The organism is Streptomyces sp. AC555_RSS877, from assembly GCF_019049245.1.
GTDB lineage: Bacteria > Actinomycetota > Actinomycetes > Streptomycetales > Streptomycetaceae > Streptomyces.
In genome coordinates, this window is sequence record NZ_JAGMUK010000028.1 from 190,379 (window position 1) to 206,612 (window position 16,234).

10 protein-coding genes are annotated in these 16,234 nt (G+C 72.2%); 6 read left to right on the forward strand and 4 right to left on the reverse strand.

Annotated features, from left to right (window positions below; all coding sequences use genetic code 11):
• The first annotated feature begins 51 nt into the window (after nt 1–51).
• Both KUM49_RS13580 and KUM49_RS13585 read left to right on the forward strand, forming a co-directional pair.
• On the forward strand, nt 52–2,127 hold the full coding sequence (locus KUM49_RS13580; protein ID WP_217237048.1) for a pectinesterase family protein: 2,076 nt from the start codon (nt 52–54) through the stop codon (nt 2,125–2,127).
• A gap of 391 nt (nt 2,128–2,518) precedes the next feature.
• Nucleotides 2,519–2,866: a hypothetical protein gene (locus tag KUM49_RS13585; protein ID WP_217237083.1), complete on the forward strand. Its 348-nt coding sequence runs from the start codon at nt 2,519–2,521 to the stop codon at nt 2,864–2,866.
• A 55-nt stretch (nt 2,867–2,921) separates the two neighbouring features.
• Here the strand turns inward: KUM49_RS13585 and KUM49_RS13590 are convergent, their stop codons facing one another.
• Complete coding sequence (locus tag KUM49_RS13590; protein ID WP_217237049.1) at nt 2,922–3,524, reverse strand: ABATE domain-containing protein; 603 nt, start codon at nt 3,522–3,524, stop codon at nt 2,922–2,924.
• A 91-nt stretch (nt 3,525–3,615) separates the two neighbouring features.
• Between KUM49_RS13590 and KUM49_RS13595 the strand changes: the two genes are divergently transcribed.
• Both KUM49_RS13595 and KUM49_RS13600 read left to right on the forward strand, forming a co-directional pair.
• Entirely contained in the window at nt 3,616–4,410 is a 795-nt protein-coding gene (locus tag KUM49_RS13595; protein WP_217237050.1) for an MBL fold metallo-hydrolase, read from the forward strand.
• A 748-nt stretch (nt 4,411–5,158) separates the two neighbouring features.
• Complete coding sequence (locus KUM49_RS13600; protein WP_217237051.1) at nt 5,159–9,121, forward strand: hypothetical protein; 3,963 nt, start codon at nt 5,159–5,161, stop codon at nt 9,119–9,121.
• A gap of 170 nt (nt 9,122–9,291) precedes the next feature.
• Here the strand turns inward: KUM49_RS13600 and KUM49_RS13605 are convergent, their stop codons facing one another.
• Nucleotides 9,292–10,515, reverse strand: a complete 1,224-nt coding sequence (locus tag KUM49_RS13605) for an amidohydrolase family protein (RefSeq protein ID WP_217237052.1) — start codon at nt 10,513–10,515, stop codon at nt 9,292–9,294.
• Nucleotides 10,516–10,845: 330 nt separating this feature from the next.
• Between KUM49_RS13605 and KUM49_RS13610 the strand changes: the two genes are divergently transcribed.
• Nucleotides 10,846–12,243 carry a serine/threonine-protein kinase gene (locus KUM49_RS13610; RefSeq protein ID WP_217237053.1) on the forward strand — a complete coding sequence of 466 codons (1,398 nt, stop codon included), beginning with the start codon at nt 10,846–10,848 and terminating at the stop codon, nt 12,241–12,243.
• Between the two features lie 19 nt (nt 12,244–12,262).
• On the opposite strand, the gene KUM49_RS13615 is transcribed toward KUM49_RS13610, so the two are convergent.
• Both KUM49_RS13615 and KUM49_RS13620 read right to left on the reverse strand, forming a co-directional pair.
• A complete protein-coding gene (locus tag KUM49_RS13615; RefSeq protein WP_217237054.1) occupies nt 12,263–13,033 on the reverse strand; it encodes a TIGR03943 family protein in 771 nt (256 codons plus the stop codon).
• Nucleotides 13,030–14,049 (reverse strand): permease, encoded by a 1,020-nt coding sequence (locus KUM49_RS13620; RefSeq protein WP_308406621.1) that lies wholly within the window; start codon nt 14,047–14,049, stop codon nt 13,030–13,032. The genes KUM49_RS13615 and KUM49_RS13620 overlap by 4 nt, the downstream gene beginning before the upstream one ends.
• 200 nt (nt 14,050–14,249) lie before the next feature.
• Here KUM49_RS13620 and KUM49_RS13625 point away from each other — a divergent pair, with 200 nt between their 5' ends.
• On the forward strand, nt 14,250–16,187 hold the full coding sequence (locus KUM49_RS13625) for an NAD-binding protein (protein WP_217237084.1): 1,938 nt from the start codon (nt 14,250–14,252) through the stop codon (nt 16,185–16,187).
• The last annotated feature ends 47 nt before the right edge of the window (nt 16,188–16,234 follow it).

Sequence of the window (16,234 nt, forward strand, 5' to 3'; positions counted from 1 at the left end):
GACCAGCAAGTGATGTGATCCCCCTGTCACTTGACTCGATCGGATGCAGTCGTGAGTGAAACCCGCAGCAAGCCCCGCCACCGCAGGAGGAAGACCGCGCTGGCGGTCGGCGTCCCCCTGGCGCTGACCGCCGCCGGAACTCTCGCCTACGGAACGGACCTCGGCGTCTTCGGTCAGGACGTTCAGAGGACGGCCTCCGCCGCCGCGGCCCCCGCCTGGGCGACCGCCACCGCCGACGGCTTCGCCTCCGTCAACGCCCTGGGACAGAACGGCACGTACGGCGGCCGGGACGGCAGGACCGTCACCGTGAAGACGCTCGCGGACCTGGAGAAGTACGCGACCGCCGCCGAGCCGTACGTCATCGTCGTGGCCGCCACCATCAACATGAACCCGGTCGGCAAGGAGATCAAGGTCGCCTCCGACAAGACGATCGTCGGCGCGGGGACCTCCGGGCACATCGTCGGCGGCGGGTTCTTCCTCGGCACCGGCGTCCACAACGTGATCATCCGGAACCTCACCATCCGGGACGCGTACCAGGGCGTCTGGAACGACAAGGACCACGACTTCGACGCCATCCAGATGGACGGCGCCCACCACGTCTGGATCGACCACAACGACCTGCGGAACATGGCCGACGGGCTGATCGACGTCCGCAAGGACACCACGAACGTGACCGTGTCCTGGAACAAGCTCAGCCAGGACAACAAGGCCTTCGGCATCGGCTGGACCGAGAACGTCGTCACCGACATCACGATCCACCACAACTGGATCCGCGAGACCGAGCAGCGCAACCCGTCGACCGACAACGCGGCCCACGCGCATCTCTACAACAACTTCCTGGAGGACGTCGCCGGCACCGGCATCAACTCCTCCTACGGCAACTACTCGCGCGGCGCGACCAAGATGGTCCTGGAGAACTCCTACTTCCAGGGCATGAAGAACCCCGTCATCAAGGACAGCACCGCGAGCATCGTCCAGAAGGGCAACACGTTCGTCGGGACCAGCGGACGCAACGAGAGCGGCGGTACCGCCTTCGACCCGAAGACGTACTACGCCTACACGCCGGACAAGACGGCGGACGTGCCCGCGCTGCTGAAGTCGGGGGTGGGCCCGAGGAGTTCGATCGGCACCTCGACGGCTGCCACGACCGCCGGCGCCGCGGCCGCCGCTGCCACCACCCTCACCGTCGCCAAGGACGGCAGCGGGCAGTACGCGACCGTGCAGGCCGCGGTGAACGCCGTACCGGCGAACAACCCCTCGCGGGTCGTCATCTCCGTGAAGCCGGGGACGTACCGCGAGCTCGTCAAGGTCCCCGCCAACAAGCCGCACGTCACCATCCAGGGCACGGGCGGCAGCCGCAAGGACACGGTGATCGTCTACAACAACGCGTCGGGCACCCCCAAGCCCGGCGGGGGCACGTACGGCACCGGGGGCAGCGCCACGGTGGCCGTCGAGGCGGACGACTTCCAGGCCCGCAACCTGACCATCTCCAACGACTTCGACGAGGCCGCCAACCAGTCCCTCTCCGGCCACCAGGCCGTCGCCCTGCGCACCGCGGCCGACAAGGTCTTCCTGGACTCCGTCATCGTCAGCGGCGACCAGGACACCCTGCTGGTGGACACCGCGGCGAAGGACAAGCTGGGTCGCGTCTACATGGCGAACTCCTACGTCATCGGCAACGTCGACTTTATCTTCGGCCGGGCGACCGCGGTGATCGACCGGTCGGTCATCACCCTCAAGAAGCGCTGGAACGGCACCTCGGCCGGTTACGTCACCGCCCCGAGCACGGTGGCGGGCCGCAAGGGCATCCTGATCGCCAACTCCACCGTCAACGGCGACGTCTCCGACCGCACCTTCTACCTCGGCCGCCCCTGGCACGCCGGCGGCGACGCCGCCCTCGACCCGCAGACCACGGTCCGCAACACCAGCCTCAGCGCCGCGATCCGGACCACCCCCTGGACCGACATGAGCGGCTTCTCGTGGAAGGACGACCGCTTCGCCGAGTACAAGAACACCGGGGCGGGCGCGGGCGCCGCGAGCACCGACCGCCCCCTGCTGACCGACGCGCAGGCCGCGGGCCAGGAGGTCGCGGACTGGCTGGGCGACTGGACGCCTTCGGCCTCCTGACGTCCCCTGCCCTCCTCGCCCCCTGCCTCAGCGGGGGTGGGGAGGGCCGCGGTGCCAGTCGACCATGCCGTCATGGGGGTGGGACGGCGGGGTATGGTCCGAAGGAGACGGAATCGCCGCCGTCGTGGACGTGGGGGTTGTCATCTGCCCGCTACACGGGCTGCCCCTGTGAGGACGGGCGACGTGCTGTGGAGGAGCGGGCCGGGGTGGACTCACTCGGAAACGGGAAGACGGTCCGTGACCGGTGTGAGCACCACATACGGAGAGTTTTCGTCCAGTCCACCGTATTCCGTGTGCGTTGACACGGGCAGATGCCGGACGTTGACTGGCGGCACGGCTCGCAGCCATGCCGCTCCGGAACATCCGGCACGACGAACAGGAAGCGGCACCGATGATGTACGACCAGACACGCGCCCAGCAGCCCGCGGACCGCACCTCGGGCCGTTCCGAGCGGCGTACCCAGGGCCCGGAACCGCTGGTCCCGTCGGACGAGCGGGACAGGATCGGCGTGCGCCTCGGACACGCCGTCAACGCTTTCGCCGACGCCCCGCGGGATTCGCTGGAGGAGGCCGAGGGCGCCTTCGACGAGGCCGCCGCGCAGATCGTCAGCGCTCTCGCCGAACAGCGGCGTCTCCTTCGCGAGGGCTGGGAGGGCCGGGACCCCGAGACGGACTCCACCGAACTCCGCCTCGCGCTGAGGCAGTACCGGGAGATCACCCAGCGGCTGCTGCGCCTCTAGCCGCGCCTCTGGCTGCGACGCCGCTGCGGGTGACGACCTGTTCGAGCAGGGGCGTTCAGTCCGTCGTTTCGCGGCCGGTGCGGCGCGCGTAGGCGCGGGCCGCGCGGGCTCGGTCCCCGCAGCGGGTCGAGCACCAGTGGCGGCGACCGTGTTTGAGCAGGTAGCGGCTGCAGGGTGGGGAGCCGCAGGCGGTGAGGCGTTCGGCGTCGGGGCCGGTGAGCAGGTCTGCCGTGTTGGCGGCGAGGGTCGCCAGGGCGTGGTCGACGATCTGCGTGGTGGGGTGCGGGGCGGCGCGGTAGGGGCCGTTCTTCTCGTCCCAGTGCAGCAGGGCCGCCGTGGGCACCCGGGTCAGCGCGTCGTTGACGGCGGCGAGTGCCGCGGGCAGGGCGGGGAGCCCGGCGACCCGGGACGCGAGCAGCGCCCGGATGTTTTCGCGCAGAGAGCGCAGTTGTGCCGCGCACATCTCCCGCAGTCCGGCGTCCGCCGGGGCGAGGCCGCGTTCGACCAGCCACTGTTGGGCGGCGGCGGGGGTGCCGAGGAGGTCGAGGAACTGGCCGCCGGGCAGCGCGATGGCGGTGTTGGCGAAGTCGAGGGCGAGGTACTGCTCCGCGCCCGGCGCGGGCGGCGGTACGGGCTCGGCGGTCACGGTCTCCTGCATGGATCTCATGGTACGGCTTGCGGCTATCCGTGAGACAGGACTACCGTCTCTCACGGATAGACCCATTCCATCCATGAGGTGTGTTTCCTTCATGACTGCTGCCCGCACGAACGACCGGCAGACCGACCAGCAGCTCCCCGTCCGCGTCCTCGGCGGCCCCACCGCCCTCTTCGAGTACGGCGGCCTGCGCTTTTTGACCGACCCCACCTTCGACGCGCCCGGCGACTACCCGGAGGCCGGCCGTCCGCTCCTGACCAAGACCGCGCCCTCGGCCGTCGCCCCCGGCGATCTCGGCCGGGTCGACGTGGTCCTGCTCTCGCACGACGAGCACGCCGACAACCTCGACCGCTCCGGCCGGGCCCTGCTCGCCGACGTCCCGCTCACCCTCACCACGCCCGCCGGCGGACAGCGCCTGGGCGGCAGCGCCAAGGGACTTGAGGACTGGGAGTCCGTCGAGCTGGACCGCCCGGGCGGCGGCACGGTCACGGTGACCGGCGTGCCCGCGATCCACGGGCCCGGGACGCACGAGGAGGTCGTACCGCTCACCGGACAGGTGGTCGGCTTCGTCCTGACCGGTGCGGACCTGCCCACCGTCTACGTCAGCGGCGACAACGCCTCGCTCGACGCGGTCCGGCGGATCGCCGAGCGCTTCGGCCCGGTCGGCACCGCCGTCCTGTTCGCCGGGGCGCCACGCTTCCCGGTGCTGTTCGACGGCGAACCGCTCGTCCTGGACAGCGCCCAGGCGGCCGAGGCGGCGCGGATCCTCGACGCGCGCCGGGTGGTTCCCGTGCACTGCGACAGCTGGGCCCACTTCACCGAGAGCCGCGAGGACGTCGTGAAGGCGTTCACCACCGCCGGGCTGGCCGACCGCCTCCAGCTGGACTGACGGGTCCTTTCACTATGAGCGTCCGATCAGGTCGCGTGGTCTGGTGCCGTGCATCGCAAGGCGCCGGAGCGGCCGCGATGAGGGTCCCCCCACGCGAGGTTGTTCGAGCGTGGGGGAGGAGCCACGTGGGCGTTTCGGCAACGCGGCGAGGTGCGGTGCCAGGCCGCGCGACCCGCACGGGCAGAGTGAAAGGACCCCTGAGGCGGGAAGCAGCCGACACGCGTCGTCCGGCACCGGTCCCTCCCCTCGTGGGGACCGGTGCCGAACCCTGCGGACGGCGTCGATCCACGCCGTGTCGGCGTGGATCGTGGAAAGGCCGGGCCCGTGGCCGGTGTGCGCGCGGTCCGGATGGGACCGGCTCCACGGGGCTCTGGAGCTCATGGGAGGAGACCGACGCGCCGTGTCGTGATTCCGGCGCAAGTTGACCGAGAACGTACGGCGCCATGAAGGGTCTCTCCGAGCGCTGAGCTGGTGGCCTGTCTGGACGACGTCCGCTTGCTGCGCTGTTGCGTCGTGATCCTGCCAGCAGGGGGCGCCGCTGGGGAGGTTCCGGTTCCCGTCCGGATCCTTAACCGCAGGTCAGCCGTATAAAATGGGTTTTCCGGTCCGGACGGTCCAGTGGCTTGGACGGACCGGTGCCACGGGAGGGTCGGGTGGTCCGAGCGGGCCGAGCGGTCCAGTGGTCCGGACGGACCGGTGGCTCGAACAGCCCGGTGGTACGGATGTCCCGACGCGAAGGAAGTAAGGGGTGGACGCCTTGAGTTCCGACTCAGGGGCACGTACGGCCTTCGCGGAACGCCTCGCGCTGTTGTACCGGGAGGCCGGCAACCCTCCCCTCAAGAGCGTGTCCGAAGCGGTCGTACGACTCCATCGGGTCGACGAGCGCGGGCGGGCCGTACGGGTGTCCGCCCAGCGGATCAGCGACTGGCGGCGGGCCAAGAACGTGCCCGCCCAGTTCGCCGCCCTCTCCGCCGTACTGCAGGTCCTGATTCCCCACGCCCGCCGCGAGCGGCCCGCGCCGGTGGCGCCCGGGCTGTACGACCTGGCCCAGTGGCAGCGGCTGTGGGAGCGGGCGGTGGCAGATCCGGCCGGAGAGCGCCCCGCCGCCGCTCCGGAGAAGGAGGAGGAACAGCGGGCCGGCGTCTGCCCCTACCGCGGGCTCGCCTCCTACCGGCAGCAGGACGCCCGGTGGTTCTTCGGCCGGGAGCGGAGCACCGAGGCCCTGGTCTTCCAGCTGCGTGCGGCGGAGGAAACGGGCGGCCTGGTGATGCTCGTCGGCGCCTCGGGGGCCGGAAAGTCCTCCCTGCTGAACGCCGGCCTGGTGCCGGCGCTGGAGCGCGGCGCGCTGGGCGACGAGAGCGACGCCCCGGCGCGGGAGGTGCTCCAGCTCGTGCCGGGCGCCGATCCGCTCGCGGAGCTGACCGGACGGATACCCCGACTCGCGCAGCTCACGGCCGCCGTGGAGGATCCCGACGCCGTACGGGACGCCGTGACCGCGTGGGCGACGCAGCGCGGGAACACCGCCGCTCCGGTCGTCATCATCGACCAGTTCGAGGAAACGTTCACCCTCTGCTCCGACGAGGCGGACCGGCGTACGTTCATCCGGTTCCTGCACGCCGCGTGCACGCCCGCCGGCCCGGGCGGGCAGGCCCCCGTGCTCGTGGTCCTCGGCATCCGGGCCGACTTCTACGAGCAGTGCCTCGGGTATCCCGAACTGGCCGACGCGCTCCAGCACCGGCACATGGTGCTCGGGCCGCTGACCACCGCGGAGTTGCGGGAGGCGGTGACCGGGCCCGCCAAGGCTGTCGGGCTGGAGATGGAGCCGGGCCTGGCGGAGCTGATCGTGCGGGAGGTGAGCGCCGACGGGCCGCGCGGGGCGCACGACGCGGGAGTGCTGCCGCTGCTGTCGCACGCCCTGCTCGCCACCTGGCAGCGCCGGAAGGGGGGCCGCCTGACGCTGGCCGGGTACCGAGCGGCGGGCGGCATGCAGGGGGCGGTGGCGGCGACCGCCGAGCAGGCCTGGTCCGGGCTCGACCCGGCCGCCCGCACGGCCGCGCGACTGCTGCTGCTGCGGCTGGTCCGGCTGGGCGAGGACACCCACGCGACCCGTCGGCGCGGGACGCGACGGCAGTTGGCGGAGGAGTCGAGGGACCCGGGCAAGACGGAGGAGTCCCTGGAGGCGCTGGTGCGCGCCCGGCTGGTGACGCTCGACGCGGAGACCGTGGAGATCACCCACGAGGCGCTGCTGACCGCCTGGCCCCGGCTGCGCGACTGGATCGACGAGGGCCGCGGCGACCATCTGCTGCGCCAGCGCCTCGAGGAGGACGGCCGCGCCTGGGAGGGCTCCCACCGCGACACGTCCCTCCTCTACCGGGGTTCGCGGCTGGAGCAGGCCCACAGCTGGGCGAAGTCCGCCGGCGAGACCTTCCTGACCCGCAGCGCGGTGGACTTCCTGGCCGCCTCGGTCAGGTTGCGCAGGCGCACGGTCTGGATCAGCCGCGGCGCGGTGTCGGCGCTGGTCGTGCTGTCCATGGTGGCCGTCGGCGCGGCGGTGATGGCGTGGCAGCAGCGCAACGACGCGGTGTTCGAGCAGGTGGTCGCCGAAGCGGACCGCGTCCTGTACACGGACCCGTCGCTGTCCGCCCAGCTCGACCTGGTGGCCCACGAACTGCGGCCGGGCGACGAGGGGACGAACAACCGGCTGCTCTCGATCGTGAACGCGCCGCTCGCCACCCCGCTGCTCGGCCACACCGGCGCCGTCTACCTCACCTCGTTCAGCCCGGACGGGCGCACCCTGGCCACCGCCAGCTACGACCGGACCGTACGCCTGTGGAACGTGCAGGACCCGACGCGCCCGACACCCCTGGGCAAGCCCCTCACCGGGCACAAGAGCTGGGTGAGCAGCGCGGTCTTCGGCCCGGACGGCCACACGCTGGCCAGCGCCTCGGACGACGGCACGATCCGGCTGTGGGACGTACGGGACCCGAGCCGCCCCAGTCCCCTGGGCAAGCCGTTGACCGGCCATGACGGCACGATCTACCTGGTCGCCTTCAGCCCGGACGGGCAAACCCTGACCTCGGTCGGCGAGGACCGGACCGTACGGCTGTGGGACGTGGCCGACCCGGGCCGGCCGAAGCCGCTCGACGTCCTGACCGGCCACTCCGCCGCCGTACGCTCGGTGGCGTACAGCCCGGACGGGCGGACGCTGGCGACCGGGGCCGACGACGACACGGTCCGGCTGTGGGACGTGGCCGACCCCCGGCACGCACGCGCGCTCGCCCCGCCGCTCACCGGCCACACCGATCTCGTGCACTCCGTGGCGTTCAGCCCCGACGGCCGCACGCTGGCCAGCGGCAGCGCGGACAGCACCGTACGGCTGTGGGACGTGGCCGACCCCCGGCACGCACAGGCGCTGGGCTCGCCGCTCACCGGCCACACCGGTCCCATCTGGTCGGTGGCCTTCAGCCCCGAGGGCTCCATGCTCGCGGCCGCCAGCGCGGACAGCACGGCGATCCTGTGGAACGTCAGCGATCCGGCCTACCCCTCGCAGGTCGGCGAGCCGCTCGCCGGGAGCAGCGGCGAGATGTACGCCCTGGGCTTCAGCCCCGACGGCCGCACCCTGGCCACCGGGAGCGGCGACAGCAAGGTCCGGCTGTGGTCGATACCGACGTCGGACATGGTCGGCCGCAGCGGGGCGTTCCGCCCGGACGGCCGGGTGCTGGCCACGGCCGGGCGCGACGGCAGGGTCCGGCTGTGGAACGTGGAGACTCCGGGCCGGCCGGTGTCGCTGAGCGAACCGTTCCTGGCCGGGGACGGCGGCCAGCGCTCGCTGGCGTTCTCCCCCGACGGCAACAGCCTCGCGGTGCTCACCGGGAACCGGTCGGTGCGCCTGTGGAACGTCACCGACCCGGCCCGGCCCGTCCCCCACGGGCCGCCGGTCACCCTGCGGACCCGGTACATGGGCCCGGACGCGCTGGCGTACAGCCCGGACGGGCGCACCCTGGCCACCCCCTACGACGACCGCACCGTCCAGTTGTGGAACGTCAGCGACCCGTCGCGTGTCGTTCCGCTCGGCAAGCCGCTCACCGGCCACAAGGGCTACGTCCTGTCCCTGGTCTTCAGCCCGGACGGCCGCACCCTCACCAGCGGCAGTGCGGACGGCACCATCCGGCTCTGGAACGTGACCGCCCCTCGCCGCGCGAAGGCCCTCGGCACACCGCTCACCGGCCACCGCGGGCCCGTCAACGTGCTCGCCTTCAGTCCGGACGGCCGGACGCTGGCCAGCGGCAGCGACGACGACTCGGTCCGGCTCTGGAACGTCACCGCCCCCTCCGCAGTAGCACCTCAGGGCTCGCCCCTCACGGGCCACACCGAGGCGGTCGTGTCGCTGACCTTCAACCAGGACGGCGACACCCTGGCGAGCGGCGGCAACGACAACACGGTCCGGCTCTGGGACGTCGGCGACCCCGCCCACGCGTCTCCCATCGGCCAGTCGATGAGCCCCAACGCCAAGACCGGCAACTTCCTGTCCTTCAGCCCCAAGAGCCACATGCTCGGCGTGTCCAGCGGCACCGACACCGTCCGGCTGTGGAACCTCGACGTCGACGACGCGATCAGCCACATCTGCTCGACCACCCGGGGCGTTCTCACGCCGGAGAAGTGGCACGAGTACCTGCCGCGTCTGTCGTACGAGCCCCCGTGCGACCAGTGAGCGCAGCCGCCTCGGACGCCCGCCCGGCCGCGTGATCCCGCTCACAACTCCATGCGGGGGTTCATCAGTCGTCTCCCGCCGGACAAGCAGCCTTGTTACTGTGGGCCATAGCCCGATCGCTGGTGCATCCCCCGTCGCCAGCGGTCGGGCCTTTCCGTTGCGTGCCGGACTCACCGGTCGAAGGGCAGTTCCAGCATCCGGATGGCGTTGCCCCGCATCAGCTTGTACGTGACCTCGTCGGAGAGGCCGGCCACGTGCTCCTCGGCGACCTGCTTGGTGTGCGGCCAGGTGGAGTCGACGTGCGGGTAGTCCGTCTCGAAGGTCGCGTTGTCCTCGCCGACCGTCTTGATCGCCTCGATGCCGTGCCGGTCGCGGAAGAAGCAGCAGAAGATCTGCCGGTAGTAGTACGTCGACGGCGGCTCCGGGATCAGGTCCTTGACCCCGCCCCACGCCCGGTGCTCCTCCCAGACGTCGTCGGCGCGCTCCAGGGCGTACGGGATCCAGCCCATCTGGCCCTCGCTGTACGCCAGTTTCAGTCGTGGGAACTTGACCAGGACGCCGGAGAAGAGGAAGTCCATCATCGACGCCATGGCGTTGTTGAAGCTCAGCGCGGCCTGGACGGCCGGGGGCGCGTCGGGGGACGCCGCCGGCATCTGCGACGAGGACCCGATGTGCATGTTCACCACGGTCCCGGTCTCCTCGCAGGCCGCGAAGAAGGGGTCCCAGTAGCCGGAGTGGATCGACGGCAGCCCCAGATACGTCGGGATCTCGCTGAACGTCACGGCCCGTACGCCCCGTTCGGCGTTGCGCCGGATCTCCGCGACGGCCAGGTCGATGTCCCACAGCGGGATCAGGCACAGCGGGATGAGCCGGCCGCCGCTGTCGCCGCACCACTCCTCGACCATCCAGTCGTTGTACGCCCGCACGCAGGCGAGCCCGACCTCCTTGTCCTTGGCCTCCGCGAAGGTCTGCCCGCAGAACCTCGGGAACGTCGGGAAGCACAGCGAGGCCTCGACATGGTTCATCTCCATGTCCTCCAGCCGGGCCTTCGGGTCCCAGCAGCCCCGCCGCATCTGCTCCCGCGTGATCCCGTCGAGCGTCATCTCGTCCCGCGAGAAGCCGACGGCCGCGATGATGCGCTTGTACGGGAAGAGGGCGCCCTCGTACTCCCACCAGTCGGTGATCTGACCGTCCGGATCCGTGGTGAACCGGTACTTCCCTCCGACGTACTGGAGATCGCCGATGCCCGCGGTGAGCGGCTTCGGCCCCCTGTCCCGGTACTTCGTCGGAAGCCACGTCTCGAACAGATGTGCTGGCTCGATCACGTGATCGTCCACGCTGATGACCTTGGGCAGTTCCCTGGCGCCGCTGTTGTCGACACTGACACTGACCACTGCTTGCCCCCTGCTGCCTGCCGACTCCTCGGCGTTGATCCGACGCGGTTACCTGACGCGGTTGTCCGGCTCCGCTGTCCGGCGCGGTTGTCCGGCGCAGATATCTGACGACCCATCAGATTCAGCGTAGGGGGAGGCTTCGACGGCAGCAATACACACCGCCGTGATCGTGCGTCCGTGCGAGGGCCGGCGGGCCGTGGGTGAGAAACGGGGCTGCCGTCCCCCGGTAAGCTGGGTCGGCTGCGGCACCCCCCACCAACACCCCCGCCAACGAGGTGTGTTGAGTCCTGCGGCGGTCGAGACGTTCTACGGCATGAGGATGAAACACAGGTGCTGATAGCGGGCCGGTACCGGCTGCACGACCCCATCGGACGCGGTGCGATGGGAGAGGTCTGGCGGGCGTTCGACGAGACGCTCGGCCGGACGGTGGCCGTCAAGCTCCTCCTTCCCCACGACTCCGACCCGACGGCGACCTCGCGCTTCCGCCTGGAGGCCCAGACCGCCGGGCGGCTCAACCACCCGTACGTGGTGGCGGTCTACGACTTCGGCGAGTACGACGGCCGGCTCTTCCTGGTGATGGAACTGGTCGAGGGCGAGAGCCTCGACCGCCGGCTCAGCGCCGCCGGACCGCTCCCCGTCGAGCAGGTGGCCCGGATCGCCGCCCAGGCCGCCGCCGGGCTCGCCGCCGCCCACCAGCAGGGCATCGTGCACCGCGACATCAAGCCCGCCAACCTGCTGCTGGACGCCGACGGCACCCTGAAGATCGGCGACTTCGGCATCGCCCGCTTCGTGGACGACCCGTCCGGCGCGCTCACCACCACCGGCCAGATCGTCGGCACCAGCCTCTACCTCGCCCCCGAGCGCGCCCTGGGACGGGCCGCCGGTCCGGCCGCGGACGTGTACGCGCTCGGGTGTCTGCTCTACCAACTCCTCACCGGGCGTCCGCCGTTCCAGGCCGACAGCGCGGTGGCGATCCTGCACCAGCACCTCGACGCGGCTCCCCCGTCGCCCCGGCAGGACCGACCGGAACTGCCTCCCGCCTTCGAGAACTTCCTCCTCGGACTCCTCGCCAAGCGGCCCGAGGACCGTCCCACCGCGCCGCAGATCGCCGAGTGGTTCGGCGGCGGGGCGTGGCAGGGACGGTCGGCCCCGTTGCCGGAACCGGTTCCCGCACCCGCTCCCGCACCCACACCGGCACCCGCCCTTTCCGCGACGACGTACGCACTGCCGTCCGCCGCCGTACGGCCGTCCCGGTCCCGCGGGGCGGGACGCGCGGCCCGGCCGGGCGCCCGGGGCCCGGCCGCCCACCGGCCGAGGGTGGTGGCAACGGCCGCCGGAGTTCTGGTCTTCCTGGCCGCGATGCTCGCCGGTGTGCTCTGGTTCTCACCGGACAACAGCTCGGCGGAGAGCCCCGGAAGCGGTACGCCGACCGGCACCACCGGCACGAGCAGTACGAGCAGCGGCGACGGCGCGAACGGCACAGGCGGCAGCGGCGGCAGCGGCGGCTCCGTCACGGCCCCGGCGGCGGCCACGTCCCAGGCGTCCGGAACCAACCTGTCCGACCCGCCCCAGCCTTCCCCCACACCCACCTCGCCCGTCCCCGTCGTCACCTCGACGCCCCCGGCCCTCACCCCCGCCCCCACCGCGACGGACGACGGGACGAAGGGCAAGGACGGTCAGGGAAAGGGCCAGGGCGAGGAGGAAGAGGAGCTGGACGGGGAGGACTGACCACCGCCTCGGCCGACGGTCAGTTGTTCCAGGTCTCGTCGTACGGATCCTTGGGCGCCTTGACCGGAACGGCACCGCTGACCTCGATGAACGGGATCGGCCTGCCGTTGACCGGATCCCGGGTCCGCTTGGCCGTGTACGTGCCGGTGACCTCCAGCCACGTGTCCGGTTGCAGCACCGGCGGGATCCGGCCGGTCAGGCCGACCTTGACCGGCTGGGCGTCGGCGGCACAGCAGTTGAGGGCCATCCGGACCAGGTACGGCGTCCCGGTACCGTCCAGTGCCACGAACCCGGTGACCTTGACCTGCCGGTCGCCGAGCGAACGGCCGTGACCGTAGGCCGCCCGGCCCGCGTAGTCGACGAGGTTGAGACGGAGCGGCCCGTCGGCGGGCAGGGCGGCATAGCCGAGCGGCTGTTGCAGGGCCGTCCCGGTGCGCAGGGCGCTGTACGAGCCGAGGGCGGGCGGGGCGACGAGGATCAGGGCGAGGAGGGGAAGAACGAGGAGCCAGGAAACGCGGGGCTCACGGTGTTCCCCGTGCCCGTCGTGAGCGCCGTCCTCCCCGGGCTCCGCCGGCTCGCCTCTCGTGTCCTTCTTCGCCTCCTTCTCCTTCTTCGCCCGCCACTCGTACCAGACCGTCGCCACCGCCGCCGCGACCAGGACGACGCCGGAGGCCAGCAGCATCGGACGCAGCCCGGCCTTGACGTACCGCAGGTAGAGGTCGGTGAAGCCGGCGTGCAGCAGGGCCGCGCCGAGCAGGAACAGCACGGCCGCCTGCGCCTGCCGGTTCACAGCAGCACCGCCCCGGTCAGCACCGACACCGCGACGGCGAGGACGAAGGTCGCGGGCGCGAACCGCACGGCGAAGCCCCGCCCGAACGTCCCCGCCTGCATCGCGAACAGTTTCAGGTCGATCATCGGCCCGACGACCAGGAACGCCAGCCGCGCGGTCAGCGAGAACTGCGTCAGCGAGGCCGCCACGAACGCGTCCGCCTCCGAGCAGATCGACAGCAGTACGGCGAGAACCGCCAGCGCCAGCACGGACACGACCGGATGCTCGGCCGCCAGACGCAGCCACTGCTCCGGCACCACCGCCTTGAGCGTCGCGGCGGCCATCGCCCCCACCACCAGGAACCCGCCCGCGAGCATCACGTCGTGCCGGACCGAGCCCCAGAACGCGGCGCCCCTGCCCTGACCCTCGTACGCCTCCCGGGCGGGCGGGCGCAGCCAGTCGGCACGGCCGAGCCTGAGCCACAGCCAGCCCATCGCGCACGCCACCAGCAGGCTCGCGACGAAGCGGGCGAGCACCATCTCGGGGTCGTTGGGGAACGCGACGGCCGTGGCCGCCAGCACGATCGGGTTGATCGCCGGCGCGGACAGCAGGAACGCCAGCGCCGCGGCCGGCGTGACCCCCCGTCGTACCAGCGCCCCCGCCACGGGCACGGACGCACACTCGCACCCCGGCAGCACCGCCCCCGCCATCCCGGCCACCGGCACCGCCAGAGCGGGCCGTCCGGGCAGCGCCCGCGCGAAGAACGACGCCGGCACGAACACCGCGATCGCCGCCGACAGCAGCACACCCAGCACGAGGAAGGGCAGTGCCTGCACCATCACGGCGACGAAGACGGTCATCCAGCTCTGCATGACGGGTGCCGAGAGCGCCCGGCGCACGGGCCCCTGGCCGAGCACCATCACGACGAGCAACAGGGTGAGGGCGAGCTGGGAGTTGAGCCGCCACTCGTCTCTGCCGGGCGGCGAAGGGATCGGGGCGTCGCCCGTCCGCCGCTCAGCGGCTTTGGTGATGGCCACGGGCGAGGTACCTCCGGGCTTCGGGGTCGATCCCTTTACTCCTGTACGAGGATTCTGCCCCCGCCGTTCAACTCCGCGCGGGATCATGTCCCCCTCGGTCCGGACCCGGCCGTGCAACCACCCGTACCAGTGAGGCAGTCTTGCCCCTCGTGGGGAGCGTTCCGAATCAGAGTCCGCCCGGTGGCACCACCGCCGCGCACATGGTGGTGTGCGGCGACGACGGGCTCGCGCACCGGCTGGCCGCCGAACTGCGCGGGGTGTACGGCGAGCAGGTCACCCTCGTCGTGCCGCCTGCCGAGCGCTCCGTACGGCCGCCGGTCGTCGGTCGGGCCCGCGCGGCCTCGGCACTGCTGGACCGGGTGGTGAACGCGGCCGTCAACCGGGCCGGGGGCGCCGGCGCTCCGCCCCCGGACTCCCCGGGACTCGATCCGGTGCTCGTGGAGGCCGCCGAGGCGACCGAGGCCGTGCTCGCCGAGGCCGGCGTGGAGCGGGCCGCCGCACTCGCCCTCGTGTACGACGACGACGAGACCAACATCCGCGCCGCCCTCACCGCTCGGCGCCTCCATCCCACCCTGCGGCTCGTCCTGCGGCTGTACAACCGGCGGTTGGGACAGCACATCGAAGAACTCCTCGACCAGGCCGCCGCGTTGGCGACCGGCGGCACGACCGGACCCGCCGCGGTCTTCGACGCCTCCACGACGGTCATGTCCGACGCCGACACGGCCGCGCCCGCGCTGGCCGCGAGCGCCGTCGTCGGCACCAGCAAGGTCGTACAGACCGACGGGCTGATGCTGCGCGCGGTGGAGCGTCCGGTACCGAGGCCCGGCGAGACGGCCGACCCGGGGCTGGCCACGCTCGCGCTGCTGTCCGCGACGCCCATCGACTCGAACAGCGGCCCGGCCGGCGACCCGCACGGTCCCGAGAGCGGCGAGCAGGGGCCGCTGCTGCTGCCCGACGCGGCGACGGTACGGGCCGCCGCCGGGCGCGGAACCGTCGTACTGGAACAGGTGTCGTACTCCGGGCCCGCGCTGCCCGCCGGGCGCGGGATCGTGCCGCCGTTCGCCTCGCTGTTCTCACGGCGGCTGCGGTGGTCGCTGGCCGGGCTGGTGGGGGCCGTGGTCGCGCTCGCGGTCGCGCTGACCCTGGTCACCGGCGACCATCCGCTGCACGCGACCTACCTGACCCTGCTCGACCTCTTCGCCATCAACGACCCCGCGGTCGGCGCGTCCACCGGCCGCCAGGTCCTCCAACTCCTCTCCGGTCTGGTCGGGTTGCTGCTCCTGCCGGTGCTGCTCGCGGCGGTGCTCGAAGCGCTGGGCACCTTCCGGAGCGCGTCCGCGCTGCGCAAACCGCCGCGGGGGCTCGGCGGACACGTCGTGCTGCTCGGCCTCGGCAAGGTCGGGACGCGCGTGCTGACCCGGTTACGCGAACTGCACATTCCCGTGGTGTGCGTCGAGTCCGACCCCGACGCACGCGGACTCGCCACGGCGCGGCGGCTGCGAGTGCCGGTCGTGCTCGGTGACGTCACCCAGGAGGGCGTCCTGGAGGCCGCCAAGATCCACCGCGCGAACGCGCTGCTCGCGGTGACCAGCGCGGACACCACCAACCTGGAGGCCGTGCTGTACGCGCGGTCCGTACGGCCCGACCTGCGGGTCGTCCTGCGGCTGTACGACGACGACTTCGCGACCGCCGTGTACCGCACCCTGCGGGCCGCGCACCCGGGGGCGTCCACGCGGAGCCGGAGTGTGTCGCATCTGGCGGCGCCCGCGTTCGCCGGGGCGATGATGGGGCGGCAGATCCTGGGGGCGATCCCGGTCGAGCGGCGGGTGTTGCTGTTCGCCGCCGTGGAGGTGGGCGGGCATCCGCAGTTGGAGGGCAAGACGGTCGGGGAGGCGTTTCGGGCGGGGGCGTGGCGGGTGCTCGCACTGGACACGGCGGCCTCCGGTGAGCGGGAGGAGCCGGCCGCGGAGGAGGCCTATGAGGACGTGCGGTCGTCGGGGGCGTCGTCCGGGCTGGTGTGGGACCTGCCCGACACGTACGTCCTGCGGGCGTCGGACCGGGTGGTGTTGGCGGCGACCCGTCGAGGGCTGGCGGAGTTGCTGGGCAGGCGGGCACAACGGGAGCGGGCGGGGGCGTAGCCGGCACCCGCCGCTCGGGCTGCGCGAGGGTTCGCGCAGCCCGGCGC